The 18,226-nt window shown below is 61.3% G+C and carries 21 protein-coding genes; 11 read left to right on the top strand and 10 right to left on the bottom strand.

The window, feature by feature from the left end:
• Positions 1–8 precede the first annotated feature (8 nt).
• The 5 genes from ACYVGC_RS09470 to ACYVGC_RS09450 form a co-directional block, all read right to left on the bottom strand.
• On the bottom strand, positions 9–728 hold the full coding sequence (locus tag ACYVGC_RS09470) for a phytanoyl-CoA dioxygenase family protein (protein ID WP_460583576.1): 720 nt from the start codon (positions 726–728) through the stop codon (positions 9–11).
• Position 729: 1 nt separating this feature from the next.
• Positions 730–1,014: a hypothetical protein gene (locus ACYVGC_RS09465; RefSeq protein WP_460583575.1), complete on the bottom strand. Its 285-nt coding sequence runs from the start codon at positions 1,012–1,014 to the stop codon at positions 730–732.
• Between the two features lie 15 nt (positions 1,015–1,029).
• The gene (gene ispG / locus ACYVGC_RS09460) at positions 1,030–3,018 is read right to left on the bottom strand and encodes a (E)-4-hydroxy-3-methylbut-2-enyl-diphosphate synthase (protein WP_460583574.1); all 1,989 of its coding nucleotides are present in this window, start codon (positions 3,016–3,018) and stop codon (positions 1,030–1,032) included.
• Positions 3,019–3,199: 181 nt separating this feature from the next.
• The gene (locus ACYVGC_RS09455; RefSeq protein WP_460583573.1) at positions 3,200–4,093 is read right to left on the bottom strand and encodes a PAS domain-containing protein; all 894 of its coding nucleotides are present in this window, start codon (positions 4,091–4,093) and stop codon (positions 3,200–3,202) included.
• Positions 4,094–4,140: 47 nt separating this feature from the next.
• A complete protein-coding gene (locus ACYVGC_RS09450) occupies positions 4,141–4,500 on the bottom strand; it encodes a hypothetical protein (protein ID WP_460583572.1) in 360 nt (119 codons plus the stop codon).
• A gap of 286 nt (positions 4,501–4,786) precedes the next feature.
• Here ACYVGC_RS09450 and ACYVGC_RS09445 point away from each other — a divergent pair, with 286 nt between their 5' ends.
• The gene (locus ACYVGC_RS09445; RefSeq protein WP_460583571.1) at positions 4,787–5,326 is read left to right on the top strand and encodes a hypothetical protein; all 540 of its coding nucleotides are present in this window, start codon (positions 4,787–4,789) and stop codon (positions 5,324–5,326) included.
• Between the two features lie 174 nt (positions 5,327–5,500).
• Here the strand turns inward: ACYVGC_RS09445 and ACYVGC_RS09440 are convergent, their stop codons facing one another.
• The 3 genes from ACYVGC_RS09440 to ACYVGC_RS09430 form a co-directional block, all read right to left on the bottom strand.
• Positions 5,501–6,433 carry a D-2-hydroxyacid dehydrogenase gene (locus ACYVGC_RS09440; RefSeq protein ID WP_460583570.1) on the bottom strand — a complete coding sequence of 311 codons (933 nt, stop codon included), beginning with the start codon at positions 6,431–6,433 and terminating at the stop codon, positions 5,501–5,503.
• A gap of 122 nt (positions 6,434–6,555) precedes the next feature.
• Entirely contained in the window at positions 6,556–6,957 is a 402-nt protein-coding gene (locus ACYVGC_RS09435) for a hypothetical protein (protein WP_460583569.1), read from the bottom strand.
• A 143-nt stretch (positions 6,958–7,100) separates the two neighbouring features.
• Positions 7,101–7,808: a hypothetical protein gene (locus tag ACYVGC_RS09430; protein WP_460583568.1), complete on the bottom strand. Its 708-nt coding sequence runs from the start codon at positions 7,806–7,808 to the stop codon at positions 7,101–7,103.
• 210 nt (positions 7,809–8,018) lie between these two features.
• On the opposite strand from ACYVGC_RS09430, the gene ACYVGC_RS09425 reads away from it, so the two are divergent.
• The 3 genes from ACYVGC_RS09425 (at position 8,019) to ACYVGC_RS09415 (ending at position 10,138) form a co-directional block, all read left to right on the top strand.
• Entirely contained in the window at positions 8,019–8,432 is a 414-nt protein-coding gene (locus ACYVGC_RS09425) for a 6-pyruvoyl trahydropterin synthase family protein (protein WP_460583567.1), read from the top strand.
• Positions 8,422–9,126, top strand: a complete 705-nt coding sequence (folE, locus tag ACYVGC_RS09420) for a GTP cyclohydrolase I (RefSeq protein WP_460583566.1) — start codon at positions 8,422–8,424, stop codon at positions 9,124–9,126. The genes ACYVGC_RS09425 and folE overlap by 11 nt, the downstream gene beginning before the upstream one ends.
• A 103-nt stretch (positions 9,127–9,229) precedes the next feature.
• A complete protein-coding gene (locus ACYVGC_RS09415; RefSeq protein ID WP_460583565.1) occupies positions 9,230–10,138 on the top strand; it encodes an epimerase in 909 nt (302 codons plus the stop codon).
• A 78-nt stretch (positions 10,139–10,216) separates the two neighbouring features.
• Here the strand turns inward: ACYVGC_RS09415 and ACYVGC_RS09410 are convergent, their stop codons facing one another.
• Positions 10,217–10,720, bottom strand: a complete 504-nt coding sequence (locus ACYVGC_RS09410) for a D-glycero-alpha-D-manno-heptose-1,7-bisphosphate 7-phosphatase (RefSeq protein WP_460583564.1) — start codon at positions 10,718–10,720, stop codon at positions 10,217–10,219.
• A gap of 101 nt (positions 10,721–10,821) precedes the next feature.
• Between ACYVGC_RS09410 and hemG the strand changes: the two genes are divergently transcribed.
• The 7 genes from hemG to ACYVGC_RS09375 all read left to right on the top strand — a co-directional run bounded on the left by hemG (position 10,822) and on the right by ACYVGC_RS09375 (position 17,822).
• Entirely contained in the window at positions 10,822–12,153 is a 1,332-nt protein-coding gene (hemG, locus tag ACYVGC_RS09405; protein WP_460583563.1) for a protoporphyrinogen/coproporphyrinogen oxidase, read from the top strand.
• Between the two features lie 105 nt (positions 12,154–12,258).
• Positions 12,259–13,041: a polyprenol monophosphomannose synthase gene (locus ACYVGC_RS09400; RefSeq protein ID WP_460583562.1), complete on the top strand. Its 783-nt coding sequence runs from the start codon at positions 12,259–12,261 to the stop codon at positions 13,039–13,041.
• Positions 13,042–13,233: 192 nt separating this feature from the next.
• A complete protein-coding gene (locus ACYVGC_RS09395) occupies positions 13,234–14,172 on the top strand; it encodes a TerC family protein (protein WP_460583561.1) in 939 nt (312 codons plus the stop codon).
• A gap of 71 nt (positions 14,173–14,243) precedes the next feature.
• Positions 14,244–15,200 (top strand): L-histidine N(alpha)-methyltransferase, encoded by a 957-nt coding sequence (egtD, locus tag ACYVGC_RS09390; protein WP_460583560.1) that lies wholly within the window; start codon positions 14,244–14,246, stop codon positions 15,198–15,200.
• A 146-nt stretch (positions 15,201–15,346) separates the two neighbouring features.
• Entirely contained in the window at positions 15,347–16,804 is a 1,458-nt protein-coding gene (locus ACYVGC_RS09385; protein ID WP_460583559.1) for an MATE family efflux transporter, read from the top strand.
• A gap of 100 nt (positions 16,805–16,904) precedes the next feature.
• Positions 16,905–17,468, top strand: a complete 564-nt coding sequence (locus ACYVGC_RS09380; RefSeq protein ID WP_460583558.1) for a DUF922 domain-containing protein — start codon at positions 16,905–16,907, stop codon at positions 17,466–17,468.
• 21 nt (positions 17,469–17,489) lie between these two features.
• Complete coding sequence (locus ACYVGC_RS09375; protein ID WP_460583557.1) at positions 17,490–17,822, top strand: tRNA-binding protein; 333 nt, start codon at positions 17,490–17,492, stop codon at positions 17,820–17,822.
• Positions 17,823–17,837: 15 nt separating this feature from the next.
• On the opposite strand, the gene ACYVGC_RS09370 is transcribed toward ACYVGC_RS09375, so the two are convergent.
• Complete coding sequence (locus tag ACYVGC_RS09370; protein WP_460583556.1) at positions 17,838–18,215, bottom strand: DUF4296 domain-containing protein; 378 nt, start codon at positions 18,213–18,215, stop codon at positions 17,838–17,840.
• Positions 18,216–18,226: the final 11 nt, after the last annotated feature.

The raw sequence follows: 18,226 nt of genomic DNA, 5'->3' as shown, positions 1-18,226 counted from the left end.
GCATATTACTATGCTATTGCTAACCGCTCACGCCACGCCAACCCAGCAGGTAATTCTTCGACCGAAAACTCTAGGTGAATAACGCGGCGCGGCCGGGCGCTGGTGCTGCGGTTGGAAGCGTGCAGCAATAACGGCTTCATGAGCATAGCGCCACCGGCCGGCACGGGGCATACCGTAGCGGCCAGTGTGAAATCGGTGATGGTTTCGGGCGGCACTACCCCACGCTGGTGCGAGCCTGGCACCACTTTGAGCGCACCATTGGTAGCATCGCAGTCATCAAGGTGCACGCGGATAGTAACGGTGTTTTCGAGCACGGCCACTGGTGGCTGCACAGCTACCCAGCCCGCTTTGGCAGTCCAAGGACCGAAGCCGAGCAGGTCGGCGCGCTGCGCTACGTTTATCATCAAATCTTGGTGCCAGGCTACCAGCCAATTGGAGCCGGTCGGCTTATCAAAATAAATAGCCTTAGTGAGGTGGCAACCCGCGGGGAATAATTCGGCCAGTAATTCGTGTAGCGCTGTGGTGTTTAGCAGTGGCATCAAAGCCGGTATTTCGCCCACTAGATTACGGATGGCAAATATGTCTTGGCTCCGCCGAAAATTGGCGCTGGCAGCGGGCGCGCCCTCAATGCAAGCTAGCAGCTCATTTACTTCGGGTGGTGTGTAGAGTTGCGGAATAATGGCGAAACCACTTTGCTCAAGCTGCGGGGCTACAAATAAGTTGCTCATCTTAATCGCCAAAAGCTACTACGCCCTGTTCAGCTGCAAATGCTTGCTTGAGAATAGGGGCCAGGTTAGAAATGGTACTTTCGACCGCGAGCGTTATCATCGCCCGTTTCTGCTGCACTTGCTTACTAGACCACCGGAACTTGCCATAATAATCGGCATAGCTTTCTATTAGCCCCAGTTGTTGCGCCAATTCAAACTCTTCCTCTCTTATACCGCCTGCGTAAGCTAATTGCCTAGGAGAGCTACAATTGGGCTGCGCGTCGTGAATAAAATAGAAGTCAAGCATGCTGCCTAATGTTACCTATATGCCCACCGGCTCGTCCACCAACTCCTTTTCAATCCACTTGCCGTCTTCCTTCATTAACCCAATCAGCTCATCCACGGCGCGCTCCTCGGGCACGGCTTTCTTGATGACGTCCTGGCCGCGGTAGAGGGCGATTTTACCCTTACCCACGCCCACGTAGCCGTAGTCGGCGTCGGCCATTTCGCCGGGGCCGTTCACGATGCAGCCCATAATGCCGATTTTGATGCCCTTGAGGTGGTCGGTGCGCTTGCGAATCATGGCCGTGGTTTCCTGCAAGTCAAACAGGGTGCGGCCGCAGCTGGGGCAGCTGATGTACTCGGTTTTGCTCATGCGGGTGCGGGCCGCTTGTAAGATACCGAAGCTCAGCTGATTGAGGTTACCGATGGTATCGAGCCACTCGGCTTGCGAGCGGGGTGCCAGCAGCTCGGGGCCAATCACGATGCCATCGCCCAGGCCGTCGATGAGCAATCCGCCCAGCTCGGTGGCCGCATCGAGCTGGGTTTGCTCCAGCGGCTGGTCGGGATAGGAACGGGCAATAATGACCGGGCAGGTTACCTGGTGGTTGAGCAGCTCGAAGAAGGCCCGGCGCATTTCGGGTAGGGCGTGGGCATTGGTGGTGGTCAGCACGAGCACCACGGTGGGGTCGTGGCGCAGGTGCAGCAGCAGCGCCGCATCCAGCACATCGAGGGCCACTAGCAGGAAATTGAGCTGCGGGTGCCGCATCAGTCCTTCCATGTACACATCGGCCGTCATCACGGGGTAGTGGTGCGGGCGGTGGCCGGCAGCGACCCAGGCGTCATAATTTACAATCTCCTTCAGGCCGTTGGGCAGCATAAAGGGCACCGGCCGCTCCCCGGTGTAGATGTAGTCAGCCCCCTGGTCCGACATCTGAAACTTGTCCAGAAACGGCGAATACAGGTGACCGGCGGCGCGCAGGTCGGCGTATTCCAGCTGGGGCAATTGCGTGAGGCTCACAACAACGCGGGGCACGTTGAGGCCCCCGAAGTTGGCCACCTCGTGCGTGACGCGGCGCTGGTACTGAAAGGGATTAATCGGCTCCTCGCCCACCACGGGCGCAATGGGCTTAGCCAGCGCCGCCCGGCCTATGTAGCGGTCGATGAGCATTTTAGCTACCGGCGCTTCCGCCTCGGGGGCTTCAGTGAGGCTCACGCGCACGGTGTCGCCCAGGCCGTCTTCGAGCAGCGTGCCAATGCCCACGGCGCTCTTGATGCGGCCGTCCTCGGCTTCGCCGGCTTCGGTTACGCCCAGGTGCAGGGGGTAGGGCTGCAGGCCTTCTACGTCGAGCTTTTGCACCAGCAGGCGGTAGGCCTGCACCATCACCTGGGTGTTGCTAGCCTTCATGCTCAGCACCACATCGTAGTAGTTTTCCTCCTCGCAGAGGCGCAAAAACTCCAGCGCCGACTCCACCATGCCGAGCGGCGTATCGCCATAACGGCTTAGTATGCGGTCAGATAGCGAGCCGTGATTGGTGCCAATGCGCATGGCCGTGCCATACTGCTTGCAAATCTTGACCAGCGGCCGAAACCGCTCCCGAATGCGGTCAACCTCAGCCGCGTAGCTGGCGTCGGTGTACTCGATGGTATCGAACTTCTTTTTGTCGGCGTAGTTACCGGGGTTCACGCGCACTTTTTCCACAATGCGGGCGGCTAGCTCGGCCGCGTTGGGCGTGAAGTGAATGTCGGCAATGAGCGGCACGTTGCAGCCCCGCGCCCGCAGCTCCCTCTTGATTTCCAGCAGGTTCTGGGCCTCCTTCACGCTGGGCGCCGTAATGCGCACGTACTCACAGCCGGCCGCCACCATGCGCAGCGTCTGCTCCACCGAGCCCAGCGTGTCCATCGTGTCCACGGTAGTCATGCTCTGCACCCGAATGGGGTAGTCGCCGCCCATGGGCACGCCGCCGATGTTTACCACCCGCGCCACGCGGCGCTTGTACTCGGTCAGGCTGGGGCAATAGGTCTTGTTCATTGCGCTAAAAACTAGGGCCGGCGAGCGAAAGTTGCGCTCAGCGCAAAGGTACGGTCAGGGGCAATGAGTAAGAAGGACGTCATACTGACGTGAGGAAGCATCTCTACCACGCTACTAACCCCAGCATACTGAGATTACTCACGCGGTAGAGATGCTTCCTCACGTCAGTATGACGTTCTTCTTACTTGCTACTCAGCAATTCCTTCCGCAGGCGCTGCACTTCGTGCTCCAGCTCCAGGTTGCGGAAGGTTACCTTGGCCTCCAGGTCGTCGTAGGCATTTTGCAGCTGCTCTTGCAGCTGGCGCATCTCGGTTACGTCGGTGTTGGTGCCCAGCCAGCGCAACAGCTGGCCCTGCTCATCGCGCACGGGCACGACGCGGGTCAGAAACCATTGGTACTCACCATCTTGGCCTCGCAATGGAAACGTTAGTTCCCAGGGCTTGCCAGCCGCCCAGGCTTTTTGCACAAACTCAACTACTGGCTTTATATGGTCGGGGTGATGCACTTTGTCCCAGCCCCAGCCCTCCATAGCGGCCAGGTCGGTGCCCGTGTAATCGTACCAGCGCTTGTTGTACCAGTAGATATGGCCGTCGGGCCGGGCCATCCACGAGAGCTGGGCCACGTTGTCGGCCAGGGTCGTAAACTCCGATTCGCGCTCTTGCAGCAGCTCCCCGGCCACCTTTTGGTCGTGAATATCGGTACAAGTGCCAAACCACGTCACGATGTTGCCGGCCGCGTCGCGCCGGGGCAGAGCCTGGCCCAAAAACCAGCGATACTCCCCGTTTTTAGCTTTAAAGCGGTACTCGATTTCGTAATCGGCCCCGGTGGCCAGCGAGTGGCCCCACACCTGGCGGGCCCGGGCGCGGTCGTCGGGGTGCAGCAGGTTGTTCCACATATCGGGGCCCACGCTGTCGGCCAGCGTGTAACCCGTGAAGTCAATCCAGCGCTGATTGAAATACGTGTGGAAGCCGGTGGCGTCGGTTATCCAAACCAGCTGCGGAATAAAATCGGCCAAGAACTGAAACTCGTTCTCGTTTTGGGGAAGCGAAGTGGAAGCGGCGTCGGAATGGAGCACAACAAAAAACGGCTAATGCTGAATCAAATACACTAAAAACAAGGCCACTACGGGCGGTCGAGCTGCATTTCGAGCCCCGAGCTGAAGTACAGGTTGAGCTGGCTGCGGGCCCCGTCGGTGGTGCGGCGCAGGCGCGTTACCAAGGCCCGGATTTCCTCGGCCGGAAAACTTAGCCGCAGGTAGGGGCGGTTGAGCAGCTCATCGCGCTGCACGTCCCAGCTACCGGTTTCGCTGGCCAGGGGGGCCTGCAATTCCAACTCTTTGTCATTGAGCCACAGGCTGGTAGCTTGCGCCAACAGGCTGGCCGGGTCGGCCCGGTTTATTACCCGGTGCGCCACCCGCCAGGCCCCAGCCAGGTAGTCGTCGGGCACTTGTTGAAGGTTGATGTCGAGTAACAAATCAGACATTGGGGTAGAAAATCAGACGGAGGCGCTGTAGTAAAACGCAGTACAAAGATAATTTAACTGCCCGGTTTAAAAACGAAGCGCCCCGGTAACACAACGGCCGGCAACTAGGTTTCTGGCCTTTTCAAGCCGCCGCGCTCCCCTTCTGTAATGTGCTGAATGTGAGAATTTTGATTTTTATACCGCCACCGTGGTACCATCCGCTCCGAGCCGGCTGCCGGGGCCGGCCATCTAAAACGCCCGCCAGCCGTACGTAAGCCCGGCCTCACGGCTTGTTTTACTTCGCCCCATGAAATATTTTTCGCTTCCCGACAACCTGTCCGGTCAGGTACTGGCCGCCGCCCGCCAAACCGGCCTGCGCGCCTGGCAAACCGGCCGCTTGTTTCGGCAGCTGGCCCAGCGCACCCTAGATTCGGTGCAGGACGTGCTGCGGGCCGAAATTCAGAGCGGCCACGCCCGGCTGGTAGCCGATTTTCTGGCCGACAAAGCCCTGCCCGCCGCCCGCGCCATTTTGCTGGAGCGCATGGCGGCCCGGCTGCTGCTGCGCATTGGCCTGCGCGGGGCTTTTATGACCAATATTGCCGGTTGGGTATTGCCATTTGTGCTCGAAAAGCTGTTTCAGGCAGCCCGCGCCAGCGGCTTGCTCGCTCGCCTCGAAGCCAACCCCACCGTGGCCGACGCCCTGGCCCGTCTCGACGACCTGCGCCAAGCTGCCGCCCGCCTCCTCTTCCCCGATGGCGAAACCGAGGCCCGCGTCCTCACCGACGCCGAAGCCGCCGAGCTACTTCAAAAGCCTGCTAAGCAACTGGCAGTGAGCAGTGAGCAGTGAGCAGTGAGCAGTGAGCAGTGAGCAGTGAGCAGTGAGCAGTGAGCAAAAGAACGTCCTGCTGACGAAGGAAGCAGCTCGCGTGGGGCGGTAATTCCAACCATTTAACGGTTGATTTTACCACCCCACGCGAGCTGCTTCCTTCGTCAGCAGGACGTTCTTTCGGTTCCTTGTAACTCAATAGCCCTGCGCCAGCTGCACCACGTTTTCCAGGGGCTCGCCGGCTTGCAGGTGGCCCAGGTTGCGGAGTAGCTGCGCTACTTTGCCTTCGGCTTCGGCGGGTTGGCCGCCGCCGGTGTGCTGGGTGAGCAGCACGTTGGGCAGCGCCCAAAGCGGATGGCCGGCCGGCAGCGGCTCGGTAGCCGTTACGTCAAGCACGGCCCCGCCGAGGTGGCCGGCTTGCAGCGCCGCAATGAGCGCTGGCTCGTCAGTGGTGTTGCCGCGGCCCACGCTGGCGTAGAAGCTACCGGGGGCCATTACCGCGATAAGGTCGGCTGCGAAAAAGCCTTCGGCGCTGCCGGGCAGGCAGTTAACTACAATATCGGTATGGGGCAAAGCGGCGGCCAGCTCCTGGCGCGAGTGCAGCTGGGCTTGCGGGTCGGTGCGGGCCAGCAGCTGCACTACGCAGCCAAAGCCACTCAGCTGCTGCCACACCGCTTGCCCAATGGTACCTGCCCCCAGAATAATCACCCGCTTGCCGCGCAGCAGCCCCATGCGCCCCCTGATGGGCGCGCCCACCCACTGCTGCGCAGCTTGCAGGCGGGCCAGCTCGGGCACGGCCCGGTACAGCGCCAGCAGGCCCGCTACCATGGTTTCGGCGCAGGGCCAGGCAAAATAATCGCCCATGTTACACACCGGCGCGGTCACCGCCAGCCCCTGGTACTTATCGAAACCAGCCGAGTCGAGCTGCCACAGGCGCAGGTTGGGTAGTTCCTGGGTTAGCAGCTCAGGCGCGGGGTTGCCGAAAATGACTGCGGCCTCGCGCACGGCGTCAGCTTGCGCCGCCGCGGGCAGCTCGGCCGCCAGCACTACCTGGCTACCGGCTGGCAGCTGGGCTAGCAGCTGGTCGTGGGCCGTTGGCAGCAGTGGAGAAAAAGCAATTATTTTCATAATTATTTGATGGACAATTATTTACAATAGATTCACTAAAAATAATATCAAGCGAAAGAGCAGCTTCTCCTGGCCTGGTGGCCCGGAAAAGCTGCTCTTTTATTTCAGCTAACTAGCAACAACTAGGCGTTCTTGCTGTCGTTTTTGAGGTCGTCGGCAGGCGTCGAGGCCGAGCCTTGCAGCTGGCCGGCGGCGGCCAGCAGGGCAGCGGCCAGCTTCTCTACGTGCGTGCGGGTGTTGCCTTCGGCAAGACTGGCAGTGCGGGCGGTTTCGTTGCCCAGGCGGTGCAGCAGGCTACCCACTTGCTTGCCGTCGTAGGTGCCGCTGTTCATCAGCGCTTTCAGCTCTTGCAGGTCCACTACCAGCTTGTGAAACTCGGGGTTGCTGGCGGCTTTCAGGTCCTCAATCCAGCGCTGGAAGTGGTTGTCGGTACCAGCGCGGCTTGCTTCCTCGCTGAGGTCGCCGGTGAGGAGTTTGATAGCACCTTCGAGGTGTACTTGGTGTTGAACTTCGGTCTTTTCCATGATGCAGCTTAGGGGAATTTGAATGGGCAGGCCAAGGGGCCTGTCCGGGTCCTCAACGCAAGGCAGCACGTCGGGGTTAGCCTTGGGCCAATAAAAAACCCCACCGGGAGCCGGTGGGGTTTCTTCAAATAGGGTGCGGCGGGCTACTCAATCTTGCTCATGCGCTCCTTCACGGCCTCCAGGGCCACGCGCATGTTCACAATGTCGGCGCGGGCGGCTTCCTGCTCTTTCAGGTTGGTATCAATCTGGTTGTTAAGCTGCTGCAGCTCGGCCGCGTTGGCCGCCAGCTGCTGCTGAATTTCCAGCTTGCGGGCCTTGTTTTTCTCAATTTCCTTCTTGATGGCGTCCGACTTGCTGATAACTGCCATGTGGCCGTTTTGCGAGGTCACCAGCGACTTTTCGGCATCGGTAATCTGGGCCACCAAGTCTTCACGGTACATCGAGCGGGCAAAATCCTTCAGGTATTTCTCGCCGGCTTTCCACTGGCTCGGGGTCGAGGCCTGGCCCAGGTAAGCGTTACCCAGGTCGATGCTCCACCATACGCCGGTGCCGGTGGGCAGGGCATCCACGCGGCTGATGACGCGCACGGGTGTGGGCGAGATGTCCGGAATAGTAACCTGGTCCATCGTAATGATGCCTTTGTTGTTCTTCACCTTGCCCGGAAACTGGTCGTTCAGCTGCTTTATCCAGGACGTCTCCACCCGCTTGTTGTCGAGCTGCAAGCTCACGCGCTGACCTTTACGCGGAATGTTGTTGATGTTTTGGTCCGACTCGTCAACGGGCGACCGCTGGGCCGAAACCTGCAGCGTACCTAATAACAGCAGCAAAAAGAAGAGTACATTTCGTTTCATTGGTAGGATAAAAGAGAAGTAAAAGGATGTTAAAAACAAAGAAATGGAGTTGCTTTAGCCCTCCGACAGCCCAAATTTAAGCAGTTTGCGGCAACTGTATCAGCTATCCAGTCGTTTTTTTTGTTGAGTTAATTTTTTATTTGTTAAGTCCTATCCCGTGCCACGGGTCAGCGGGCTCAACAAATGCCCGCACCACCGGTTTCAACGCCCATGCCCCAGCTCACTATTTGCCGCTCCGAACACTTCAACGCCGCCCACCGGCTCCACAATCCTGCCTGGGATACGGCCCGCAATCAGCAGGTTTTTGGCAAGTGCAACAACCCCAACTACCACGGCCACAACTACAACCTCACCGTGCGCCTCACCGGCGAAGTGGACCCCGATACGGGGTATGTTTTTGATTTGAAGGAGCTTAGCGAGCTAATCAAAGTACAAGTTTTGCAGCCCTTCGACCACCGCAATCTAAACCTGGATACGGAGGAGTTTAGGGAGCTGAATCCGACGGCCGAAAATATTGCCATGGTCATTTGGCGGCGGCTGCGGGCCGCGTTGCCGGCCCCGCTCACGCTGGCCGTGACCCTGCACGAAACGGACCGTAATTTTGTGGAATACTATGGAGAATAATTCTGCCGCGCTGGTGTTGCCCCTACCAGGCACGCCGGCCGCCGACGGCCCCCTCGACCACGGCCCCGACCAGCACCTGCCCGCCGGCCTGCGCACCCCGCTGCGCGCCGATGCCTTTGCCCGGGGCGACGACGAAAAAATTACCGCCATCAGCGGCCACTTCCGCGCCATTATGCAGGAGCTGGGCCTCGACCTAACGGACGACAGCCTGGCCGGCACCCCGCAGCGGGTAGCCAAAATGTATGTGCAAGAGTGGTTTAAGGGCCTCAACCCAGCGCACCGGCCCGAGGTGCGGCTGTTTGAGAACCGCTACGAGTACCAGCAACTGCTAGTGGAGCGCGACATTACGCTGTTTTCGTGCTGCGAGCACCACTTTGTACCCATCATTGGCAAGGCGCATGTCGCCTATCTACCTGGCAAGCACGTAGTTGGGCTCAGCAAGCTCAACCGCGTGGTGCAGTACTACGCCCGCCGGCCCCAGGTGCAGGAGCGCCTCACGCGCCAAGTGGCCGAGCACCTGCGCCAAAGCCTGGGCACCGACGACGTGGCCGTGCTCATCGAGGCCGACCACCTCTGCGTGATGAGCCGCGGCGTGAATGACACCAGCAGCTCGACCATCACCAGCGAGTACGGTGGCAAGTTTTTGGAAGACAGTAATTTACGTAGTGAGTTTTTGCGTCAGATTGGCAAGTAACCGCTCTGGCTGGTAGCTATTGGCTGCTGGCCGATGGCGCTGTTCTGGTTTCCATTCATTCAAAAGCTATTAGCTAAAGGCTAACAGCTGACAGCTTTATTATATGAAGATTCTCATCACCGGCGGGACGGGCATGATTGGGCAGCGGCTCGCCGAGCTGCTTCTTGATGGCGGCCACGAAGTGGCCCTGCTCACGCGGGAGCCCCAGAAGGCCAGCCACTTCCGGCTGTTTGGCTGGGACTTGCAGGCGGGCACTATCGACCCCGCCGCCGTGCCCTACGCCGACTGCATCGTGAACCTGGCTGGTAGCAGCGTGGCCGAGGGCAAGTGGACGCCTGAGCGCAAGCACGAGATTCTGCGCTCGCGCCTCGATGGCCTGGAGCTGCTGCACCGCGAGCTCAGCAAGCCGGGCCACCACGTGCGCACGTTGCTATCAGCCTCAGCCATTGGCATTTATGGCGACCGGGGCGATGAGTTGTTGCACGAGGACTCCCCCACCGCTGCCCCGGCCGACGACTTTTTGGCCGACGTAGTTATTCAGTGGGAAGCCGCCGCCCGGCGCGTGGGCGAGTTGGGGCCGCGCGTGGTGTTGCCGCGCATTGGCATCGTGCTCAGCCCCGAGGGCGGGGCGCTGGTGCCCATGGCCAAAACCGTGCGCTACGGCGCGGGCGCGCCGCTCGGCTCGGGCCGGCAGTACATGAGTTGGGTGCACCTCGACGACCTGTGCCGCCTGCTGGTGCAGATGGTAGAAGGCGAAAACTGGCGGGGCGAATACAACGCCGTGGCTCCTAACCCCGTCACCAACAAGGAGTTTACCGAAACGCTGGCCCAGGTAATGCACCGCCCGCTGCTGCTACCCAAAGTCCCGGCGTTCGGCCTGAAGCTGGCCATGGGCGAGATGAGCGAAATTGTACTCGGCTCGCAGCGCGTAAGCGCCGATAAGGTTATCAGCCAAGGCTTTACCTACGAGTATCCGCAGCTGCTGGCGGCACTGGCCTCTTTTTACGAATGAGCAGTAGCGTGGACTCTGTGAGTCCGCGCGTGGTCAACGTTGTTCAATGCTACCACGTGCGGACTCACAGAGTCCACGCTACCGCAAAATCAGCTCCGTAGCAGCTTGTAAATCAGCCACTCGGGGCGAGTAGCTCACTGGCTCGGAGTGACCCACCAATATGCCGCGCACGCCCAGCCTAGCCCCGGCTTCCATGTCGCGGGCGCGGTCACCCACCAGCCAGCAGCTAGCCGGGTCGAGGTGGTAGCGCGCCACCGCTTTTTCAAGCATTCCCGAGTCGGGCTTGCGAAAGATGGACTCACTCGTTGACGGGTGGCTTTCGGACATGTAAATTGCATCGAGCTGATAGTCACAGGCTTGCTGCAAGATATCGTGACAAGCCAGCACGTCGGCGCGAGTGTAGAGGCCTTTGGCAATACCGGCCTGGTTGGTTACTACTACCAGGTAGTAGCCGGCAGCCTTGAGGCGTGCCAGGCTCTCGGGCACGCCAGGGCAGATGCGGAAGCGCTCGGGCGTCCAGACATAGTCCCCCATTTCCTCGTTGAGCACGCCATCGCGGTCCAAAAAAACTGCTTTATTCATTATACTTAGCTGTTAGCCATTAGCTGCTAGCTAATAGCTTGCCGACTCAATGGTTGAACAAAGCTATCGGCTAGCAGCTAAGGGCTAACAGCTAAACAACTATGCGCATTGCCATCATCGGCGGCGGCCTCACGGGCCTTACGCTCGCCTACTACCTCCAAAAAGCGGGCGTTGCCTACGACCTGTTTGAAGCTAGCGCCCGGCCGGGCGGCAACCTGCTCTCGCCCCTAGCGCCCGAGGGCTACCAGCTTGAGGCCGGCCCCAACTCGCTGCTGCTGAGTACCGAGCTGGAAGAATTGCTGCTGGAGCTGGGCTTGCAAGACCATATTCAGGAGGCGGCCCCGGTGAGCCAGCACCGCTTTGTGCTGCGCGGGGGCCAGTACCGGGCGCTGCCGGCCTCGCCGCCCGCACTGCTGGCCAGCGGGTTTTTTAGCTTGCGCACCAAGCTGCGACTGCTAAGCGAGTTGCTGCGCCGGCCCGCGCCCCCCGTGCCGGGCGAAACGGTGGCCGCCTTTTTTGAGCGGCATTTTGGCCCCGAGGTGGTGCAGTACGCCGTTAATCCCTTCGTGGCGGGCATCTACGCCGGCGACCCGGCCGAGCTACTGCTTTCGCTCACGTTCCCGCAGCTGGCGGCCCTCGAAACGCAGTACGGCTCGCTGCTGCGCGGCTTGGCCAAAGGCTCCAAAACCGGCGGCCGCCGCCGCACCATCACGCTGCGCGGCGGCGTGCAGGCACTCACCGATGCCCTGGCGGCGCAACTTACCAGCTACCACCTAGGTGAGCCAGTGGCTTCTATTGATAAAGTTGCTGGTAATGAGTATTATATAATCACCGGTAGCCGGCAACCAAAGACCTACACGCACCTGGCGCTGGCCGTGCCGGCCTATGCGGCGGCGGCCCTGCTGCGGCCGTTCTTTCCGGCGGCGGCCACGGCGCTGGCGGCCGTGCGCTACCCGCCCATGACGCTCGTGTACTCGGCCTATGACCGTGCGGCCGTGGTGCACCCGCTGGTGGGCTTTGGGGCGCTCAACCCCAAGGTGGAGGGCACCTACGCGGCCGGGGCCATTTGGACCAGTTCACTGTTCCCGGACCGGGTGCCGGCTGGGCAGGTACTATTTACCAGCTTTGTGGGCGGGGCGCAGTTTGCGCAGCAGGCCCAGGAGCCCGCGGCCACGCAGCTGGCGGCCGTGCACACCGAACTCGCTCAGCTTTACGGTATTAGCGGCGCGCCGCGCTGGCAGGGGCGCTACTACTGGCCGCAGAGCATTCCGCAGTTCGACCAGCATCTGGCCGTTGCGCGGGCGGCCGTGGCGCCGCTCGCCACCCAGGGCGTGGTGGCGGTGGCCAACTGGCAGGTGGGCGTGAGCGTGCCCGACTGCGTGAAATACGCCCGGCAACTAGCTCAGCAATTGGCAACTGGCAGTGCGCAATAAACAATTTTTGGTAGTGGCTGAGGGCACAAATACGTGCTGCCTTCGGTTAATTACGCACGACTCCCCGTGCAACCCTGTTGCCACGCCCCTTATCTTTGCCTAACGATGAGTAATACGGCCGCCGGACTGGTCCTGATTCCGACTTATAATGAGCGGGAAAACGTGGAGCTTATTATCCGGGCTGTCTTTACGCTCCCGGCTAATTTTCACGTGCTGATAATTGACGATGGCTCGCCCGACGGCACGGGTGCAATAGTGCGCGGGCTGTTGCCTGAGTTTGCGGGCCGGTTGTTTTTGGAGGAGCGGGCGGGCAAGCAGGGCTTGGGCACGGCCTACATCTTCGGGTTTCGGTGGGCGCTGGCGCGGGGCTACGAGTACGTGTTTGAGATGGACGCTGACTTTTCGCACAACCCGCAGGACCTGCTACGCCTGCGCGAGACCTGCGCCGTACAGGGCTACGACTTGGCCATCGGCTCGCGCTACAGCGACGGCGTGAACGTGGTGAACTGGCCCATGAGCCGGGTGCTGATGTCGTATTTCGCTTCCCGCTACGTACGCTTCATCACGGGTATGCCCATCCACGATGCCACGGCGGGCTTCAAGTGCTATTCGGCGCGGGTGTTGCGGGCTATTGACCTGAGCCGCATTCACTTCGTGGGCTACGCGTTTCAAATTGAGATGAAGTGGCTCACTTATCTCCTCGGCTTCCGCATTAAAGAGGTACCTATCATTTTCACCGACCGCACCCGCGGGCAGTCGAAAATGTCGAAGGGTATTTTCAAGGAAGCGCTGGTGGGCGTGGTGCAGATGAAGGTGAGCAGCTGGATTCACCCGCCGCGCCGCCCCGCCGATGAGCCCCAGGGCCAGCCCAGCATCAGTGTAGGGTAAGCTTTATCTTGCCGTATGCAGCACCGGGCAAATGTGCGGTAAGCTTTAGCTGGCACCGCAGGGCCGTGTGCAGCATCAGCTGACCAGCAGCCAAGCCACCCACTTTTACCCACGGCAAGCTGAAGCTTACCGCACACTGCGCATACCCTACGCCGCTGTTTTTGCGTATCGGAGAAAGCTTATTGCGGCCGGATGCACAACACACCCCTCTTCTGGATTTTATTTAACCTGTTCGTAATCGGGCTTTTACTGCTCGACTTACTGGTGCTCAATCGCCGTGCCCATGCCGTGAAGCTGGGCGAGGCGCTGGGGTGGAGCGCGTTCTGGATAGCGCTGTCGCTGAGCTTTAATTTCCTGGTGTACCGCACCATGGGCCACGAGGCGGGCCTGCAATGGCTGACGGGCTACCTCATCGAGAAGGCCCTGAGTGTGGACAACCTGTTCGTGTTCCTGCTCATTTTCACCTACTTCAAGGTGCCGGCCGAGTACCAGCACCGCATCCTGTTTTGGGGTGTGCTGGGGGCGCTAGTGCTGCGGGGCCTGTTCATTGTGGCGGGGGCGGCGCTGCTGGCCAAGTTCCATTTTTTGCTCTACATCCTAGGAGCTTTTCTGGTGTACACGGGCGTGCGCATGGCGCTAAGCGGGGGCGGCGACCCCGAGGTGGACCCCGATAACAACCCGGTTGTGCGCTTTTTGCGGCGCTACCTGCCCATCACGAAGCAGCTTGATGGCGGCAAGTTTTTTACCAAGCGCGACGGGGTGCGCGTTGCCACGCCGCTGCTGGTGGTGCTGGTGATGGTGGAAACTACCGACGTGGTGTTTGCGGCCGATTCTATCCCCGCCATTTTGGCCATTTCGCGCGATACGTTCGTAGTGTACACCTCCAACGTGTTTGCACTGCTTGGGCTGCGGGCGCTGTATTTCGCGCTAGCCAGCCTGATGGCACTGTTTCATTACCTCAGCTACGGCCTGGCGCTCATCCTCATTTTCATCGGCGGCAAGCTGCTGGTGGAGGACTTCTTACGCGAGCATTTTAACCTTGCGCTACCCGTGCCGGTTTCCTTGGGCATCGTGGGTGCGCTGCTGCTGGGCTCGGTTGGAGCCTCGCTGCTATGGCCCAAGAAAACATAATTATAGCTAACCAACTCATTATCAAATACTTGTAAACCAGCTTTGCTGTTTTATCACAACGCCCGCCCATTTTGAATCACCTTGCCGAACACCTGGCCCAGGGCTTCAGCCAAACGCCGAAGACCCTGTCGTCCAAATACTTCTATGATGCCACGGGCAGCCGCCTGTTTCAGCAGATAATGGGCTTGCCCGAGTACTACCCCACCCGCACCGAGCTGGCTATTTTCCGGGAGCAGGGCGCGGCTATTGGGCGGGCGCTGGCGGCGGGCGCGGCAGCCGGCCAGCCGCTGGCCGTGGTGGAGCTGGGCGCGGGCGATGGCTTGAAAACCAAGCTCTTGCTGCGCGAATTGCTTACGCAGCCGGTAGCGCTCACGTACGTGCCAGTCGATATTTCGCCCTCGGCCATCAAGGAGCTGGCAGCCTCGCTGCGGGAGGAATTGCCTACCCTGCCCACCGAGCCGCTGGCGGCTGAGTACGGGGCGGCGCTCACCACGCTAGCCACCCGGCCGGGGGCCAAGGCGGTGCTGTTTTTGGGTTCCAACATCGGCAACTTTGCCCCCGCCGAGCAGGCGGATTTTCTGCACGAACTGGCGCGGCCGCTCACCCCGGCCGACCGCCTGCTGGTGGGCTTCGACCTGCGGAAGGACCCGCGCCGCATCCGGGCGGCGTACGACGATGCGCAGGGCGTCACGGCTGAGTTCAACTTCAACCTGCTGCGCCGGCTCAATGCGGAGGCCGGGGCTGATTTTCAGCTCGATGCCTGGCAGCATTTCCCCGATTATGACCCCAGCACCGGGGCTATGCGCTCGTGGCTGGTGAGTGGCCGCGCCCAAACCATCCGCCTGACTACCCTACCTGGCCAGGCCTTCGAAATTGCCGCCTGGGAGGCCATCCAAACCGAAAGTTCGTTCAAGTTTACCCTGCCCCAGATTGCCGAACTGGCGGCTGGCGCAGGTCTGCGCGTGGTCGAGGTTTTCCAGGATGCCGCCGGCGACTTCGCCGATGTGGTACTGGCTGTGGCAGCGTAAGGGCGTAATTTTGCAGGTACGTAATGCACCGCTAGCAAAAGGAGAACGTCATGCAGACCAAAGGGAAGCATCTCGCGTGCAGCAGTAATTGATACCGTTAAACGGTTGATTTACTACCTCGTGCGAGATGCTTCCCTTCGGTTCGCATGACGTTCTCTTATTTTATAAACTTCCTAATTGTCAATTACTTGTCGCTCGTAAAAGCCCACCTTCGCCCTACTATTCTCCTAGCTTATCCCGTAGTACTCAGCCAGCTCGGCCACATATTGGTGAGCGTGTGCGACTCCGTGATGGTGGGCCAAACGGGCAAGCTGCCGCTGGCGGCCGTGAGCGTAGGCGTGAGCACCACCACCGTGCTCATGGTGCTGGGCCTGGGTATTAGCATGGGCGCGGTGCCGCGCGTGGCCGCCGCCAACGGCCGGGGCGACGACGACGCGCTGGGCCACCTGCTGGTGGGTACCATCTGGCTGAATACGCTGGCGGGCGTGCTGCTGGCGGGCCTCAGCCAACTACTGCCGCTGGTGATGCCCCACCTGCACCAGGCCCCCGAGGTGGTGGCGCTGGCCACGCCCTGGGTGCGGGTGGTGGGCTTGTCGCTGCTGCCGCTGATGGTATTTCAGGGCTTTCGCGAATGGGCCGAGGGGCTGGGGCTCACGCGCCAGGCCATGCAGCTTTCCATTGCCGGCAACGTGGTGAACGCGCTGCTGTGCTACGCCCTGATATTCGGGCACTTCGGTGCGCCACGCATGGGGCTGATGGGAGCCGCCTGGGCTACCCTCCTTGCCCGCATTGGCATGGCCGCCCTGCTGGCGCTGTACGTGCTGCGGGCCGAGCGGCTGCGCACCAAGCGCCCGGCCGACGCCGCCACCTGGCTGCGGCCCCGGCTGGCCGAGCTGCGCGGGCAGCTGGGTTTGGGCCTACCCATTGGCGTGCAAATGATGTTTGAGGTGGGCGCCTTCGCGGCGTCGGCGCTGCTGATGGGCTGGCTGGGCATTGCTACCCAGGCCGCCCACCAGATTGCCATCAACGTAGCCTCGGTGACGTATATGGCGGCCACGGGCATTGCGGCGGCGGCCACCATTCGGGTGGGCAACCTGCGCGGGGCCGGCGACCTGGCCGGGGCCCGGCAGGCGGGTTTTGCAGCTTACTGGCTGGCCTTCGGCTTTATGGGCGCGATGGGACTGCTGCTCATTGGGTTGCGCAATTTCATCCCGACTTTTTACAACACCGACCCGGCCGTGGTGGCGCAGGCGGCTTCACTGCTGGCCATCGCGGCCGCCTTCCAGGTATCGGATGGCTTGCAGGTGGTGGGCCTGGGCGCGCTGCGCGGCCTGGAAGACGTGAAGGTGCCCTCGGTGGTGGCGCTGCTGGCTTACTGGGCCATTGCGCTGCCGCTGGGCTACTTCCTGGCTTTCGGGCTGCACTGGGGCGCAGTGGGCATTTGGGTGGGCTTGCTTACGGGCCTCAGCATTGTGGCGGTGGTGCTGCTGCTGCGCTTTCGGCGCCAAAGCGCGCCGGGCAATTACCCACCCGCAGCTCGGCCGCCGGCCGAACGCTTCGCCGATGCCGAAGAATTGCTGGTGCTGGGCCAACCCGCCGGTTAGCCGCGGAACTCAGAGCCGGGGCTTTTTTGTCAGAATAAAGGCTGGTGCCAGCGCGGTTGGTGCTGGGCGCTGGCCTTTTATTCTGACAATTCCTTTCTGCATGAACACCTCCTATTGGAAAACCCTGGCGCTGGTGCTGCTAGCCGCTGCCCCGGCTGCCGCGCAGCAAGTGCCGCTACCGGCCGGGTCGTTTCGCTGGTCGACGAGCCGCCCGCTCACGGTGGCCGACTTCAAAGGGCGGCCCAAGCCCAATGAGTCGCACGCCGCCCTCACCTCGGCCAACATCAACACTGGGGCTACGTGCCGTAGCAACATCTTTGCCGGCACGGCGCAGGCCAGCTTTTCGCCCAGCCACTCGTGGGTGCGCGACCCGGCCCGCATGACGCCCGCCCTGCTGCGCCACGAACAGCTGCACTTCGACATTGCCGAGGTGTACGCCCGGCAGCTGCGCCAGCAATTGGCCGCCATGCGCCTGCCGTGCGACAAGCTGGGCACTACCTTCGACCGCGTGAGCCAGGCCGCCTACGCCGCCTGGCAAAAGGACGAAGATGACTATGACCTCGATACCAAGCACGGCCTCCAGCACGAGCAGCAGGCGAAGTGGGAAGCCCAGGTGCACCAGCAGCTCCTCGACCTGGCTGCTTTCGCCGAGGCCGATGCGTGAGTCAACTCATTCATCCACAACATGATAACCTGGGCTTATTTTGAGCAGGTTGACCTGCGCGTAGGCACCATTGTGGAGGCCCGCGAATTTCCAGAGGCGCGCCGGCCGGCCTACCAGCTGGTGCTGGATTTTGGCCCCGACATCGGCTTCAAAAAATCGAGCGCCCAGCTTACGCACCACTACACGCCGGCCACGCTGCTGGGCCAGCAGGTGCTGGCGGTGGTCAATTTTCCGCCCAAGCAAATCGGGCCCTTCCGCTCCGAGGTGCTGGTGCTGGGCGCGCCCGATGCCGAGGGCCACACCGTGCTCACGGCCGTAGCCGCGCCCGTGCCCAACGGCAGCCGCGTGCACTAGCGCCGGCCGCGCCGGCTAGTTATGAACCGGTGTGGGCTGGCCGCCCATTTTCTTGCTCATCGCCTCCAGCGAGTCGATAACGCCCACGTAAATCTCGTCCAGGTCCTTGGCGTGCGTGGAGTAGTAGCGGTAGCTGCGCTCGAAGGCCGAATCGGCGGTGGGCACGTGGTGGCGCTGCAACACCAGCTGCTGCTGGCTGAGAAACAGCGCCCGTGCCGAATCGGGCGCTAACCGGCTGGATTCCAGGCGCGATTCCAGCAAATGAAACTGAATGAGCAGGCTGGTCACTTCCTGCTTCGAGAGCAGGTTGGGCGGGGGCAGCACCTGCTCGGGGCGGCCGCAGCCGGCCAAGGCCAGCAGCAGGCCCAGGCCCGGCAGAAAACGAGTCAGCAAGCTTTTCACCC

The organism is Hymenobacter arcticus, from assembly GCF_054779975.1.
This window is presented reverse-complemented; position numbering and strand designations above follow the sequence as displayed.

Coding starts and splice junctions, on each gene's coding strand:
- ACYVGC_RS09470 (WP_460583576.1), bottom strand. CDS start 728: ATGAGCAACTTATTTGTAGCCCCGCAGCTTGAGCAAAGTGGTTTCGCC.
- ACYVGC_RS09465 (WP_460583575.1), bottom strand. CDS start 1,014: ATGCTTGACTTCTATTTTATTCACGACGCGCAGCCCAATTGTAGCTCT.
- ispG (WP_460583574.1), bottom strand. CDS start 3,018: ATGAACAAGACCTATTGCCCCAGCCTGACCGAGTACAAGCGCCGCGTG.
- ACYVGC_RS09450 (WP_460583572.1), bottom strand. CDS start 4,500: ATGTCTGATTTGTTACTCGACATCAACCTTCAACAAGTGCCCGACGAC.
- ACYVGC_RS09445 (WP_460583571.1), top strand. CDS start 4,787: ATGAAATATTTTTCGCTTCCCGACAACCTGTCCGGTCAGGTACTGGCC.
- ACYVGC_RS09440 (WP_460583570.1), bottom strand. CDS start 6,433: ATGAAAATAATTGCTTTTTCTCCACTGCTGCCAACGGCCCACGACCAG.
- ACYVGC_RS09435 (WP_460583569.1), bottom strand. CDS start 6,957: ATGGAAAAGACCGAAGTTCAACACCAAGTACACCTCGAAGGTGCTATC.
- ACYVGC_RS09430 (WP_460583568.1), bottom strand. CDS start 7,808: ATGAAACGAAATGTACTCTTCTTTTTGCTGCTGTTATTAGGTACGCTG.
- ACYVGC_RS09425 (WP_460583567.1), top strand. CDS start 8,019: ATGCCCCAGCTCACTATTTGCCGCTCCGAACACTTCAACGCCGCCCAC.
- folE (WP_460583566.1), top strand. CDS start 8,422: ATGGAGAATAATTCTGCCGCGCTGGTGTTGCCCCTACCAGGCACGCCG.
- ACYVGC_RS09415 (WP_460583565.1), top strand. CDS start 9,230: ATGAAGATTCTCATCACCGGCGGGACGGGCATGATTGGGCAGCGGCTC.
- ACYVGC_RS09410 (WP_460583564.1), bottom strand. CDS start 10,720: ATGAATAAAGCAGTTTTTTTGGACCGCGATGGCGTGCTCAACGAGGAA.
- hemG (WP_460583563.1), top strand. CDS start 10,822: ATGCGCATTGCCATCATCGGCGGCGGCCTCACGGGCCTTACGCTCGCC.
- ACYVGC_RS09400 (WP_460583562.1), top strand. CDS start 12,259: ATGAGTAATACGGCCGCCGGACTGGTCCTGATTCCGACTTATAATGAG.
- ACYVGC_RS09395 (WP_460583561.1), top strand. CDS start 13,234: ATGCACAACACACCCCTCTTCTGGATTTTATTTAACCTGTTCGTAATC.
- ACYVGC_RS09385 (WP_460583559.1), top strand. CDS start 15,347: ATGACGTTCTCTTATTTTATAAACTTCCTAATTGTCAATTACTTGTCG.
- ACYVGC_RS09380 (WP_460583558.1), top strand. CDS start 16,905: ATGAACACCTCCTATTGGAAAACCCTGGCGCTGGTGCTGCTAGCCGCT.
- ACYVGC_RS09375 (WP_460583557.1), top strand. CDS start 17,490: ATGATAACCTGGGCTTATTTTGAGCAGGTTGACCTGCGCGTAGGCACC.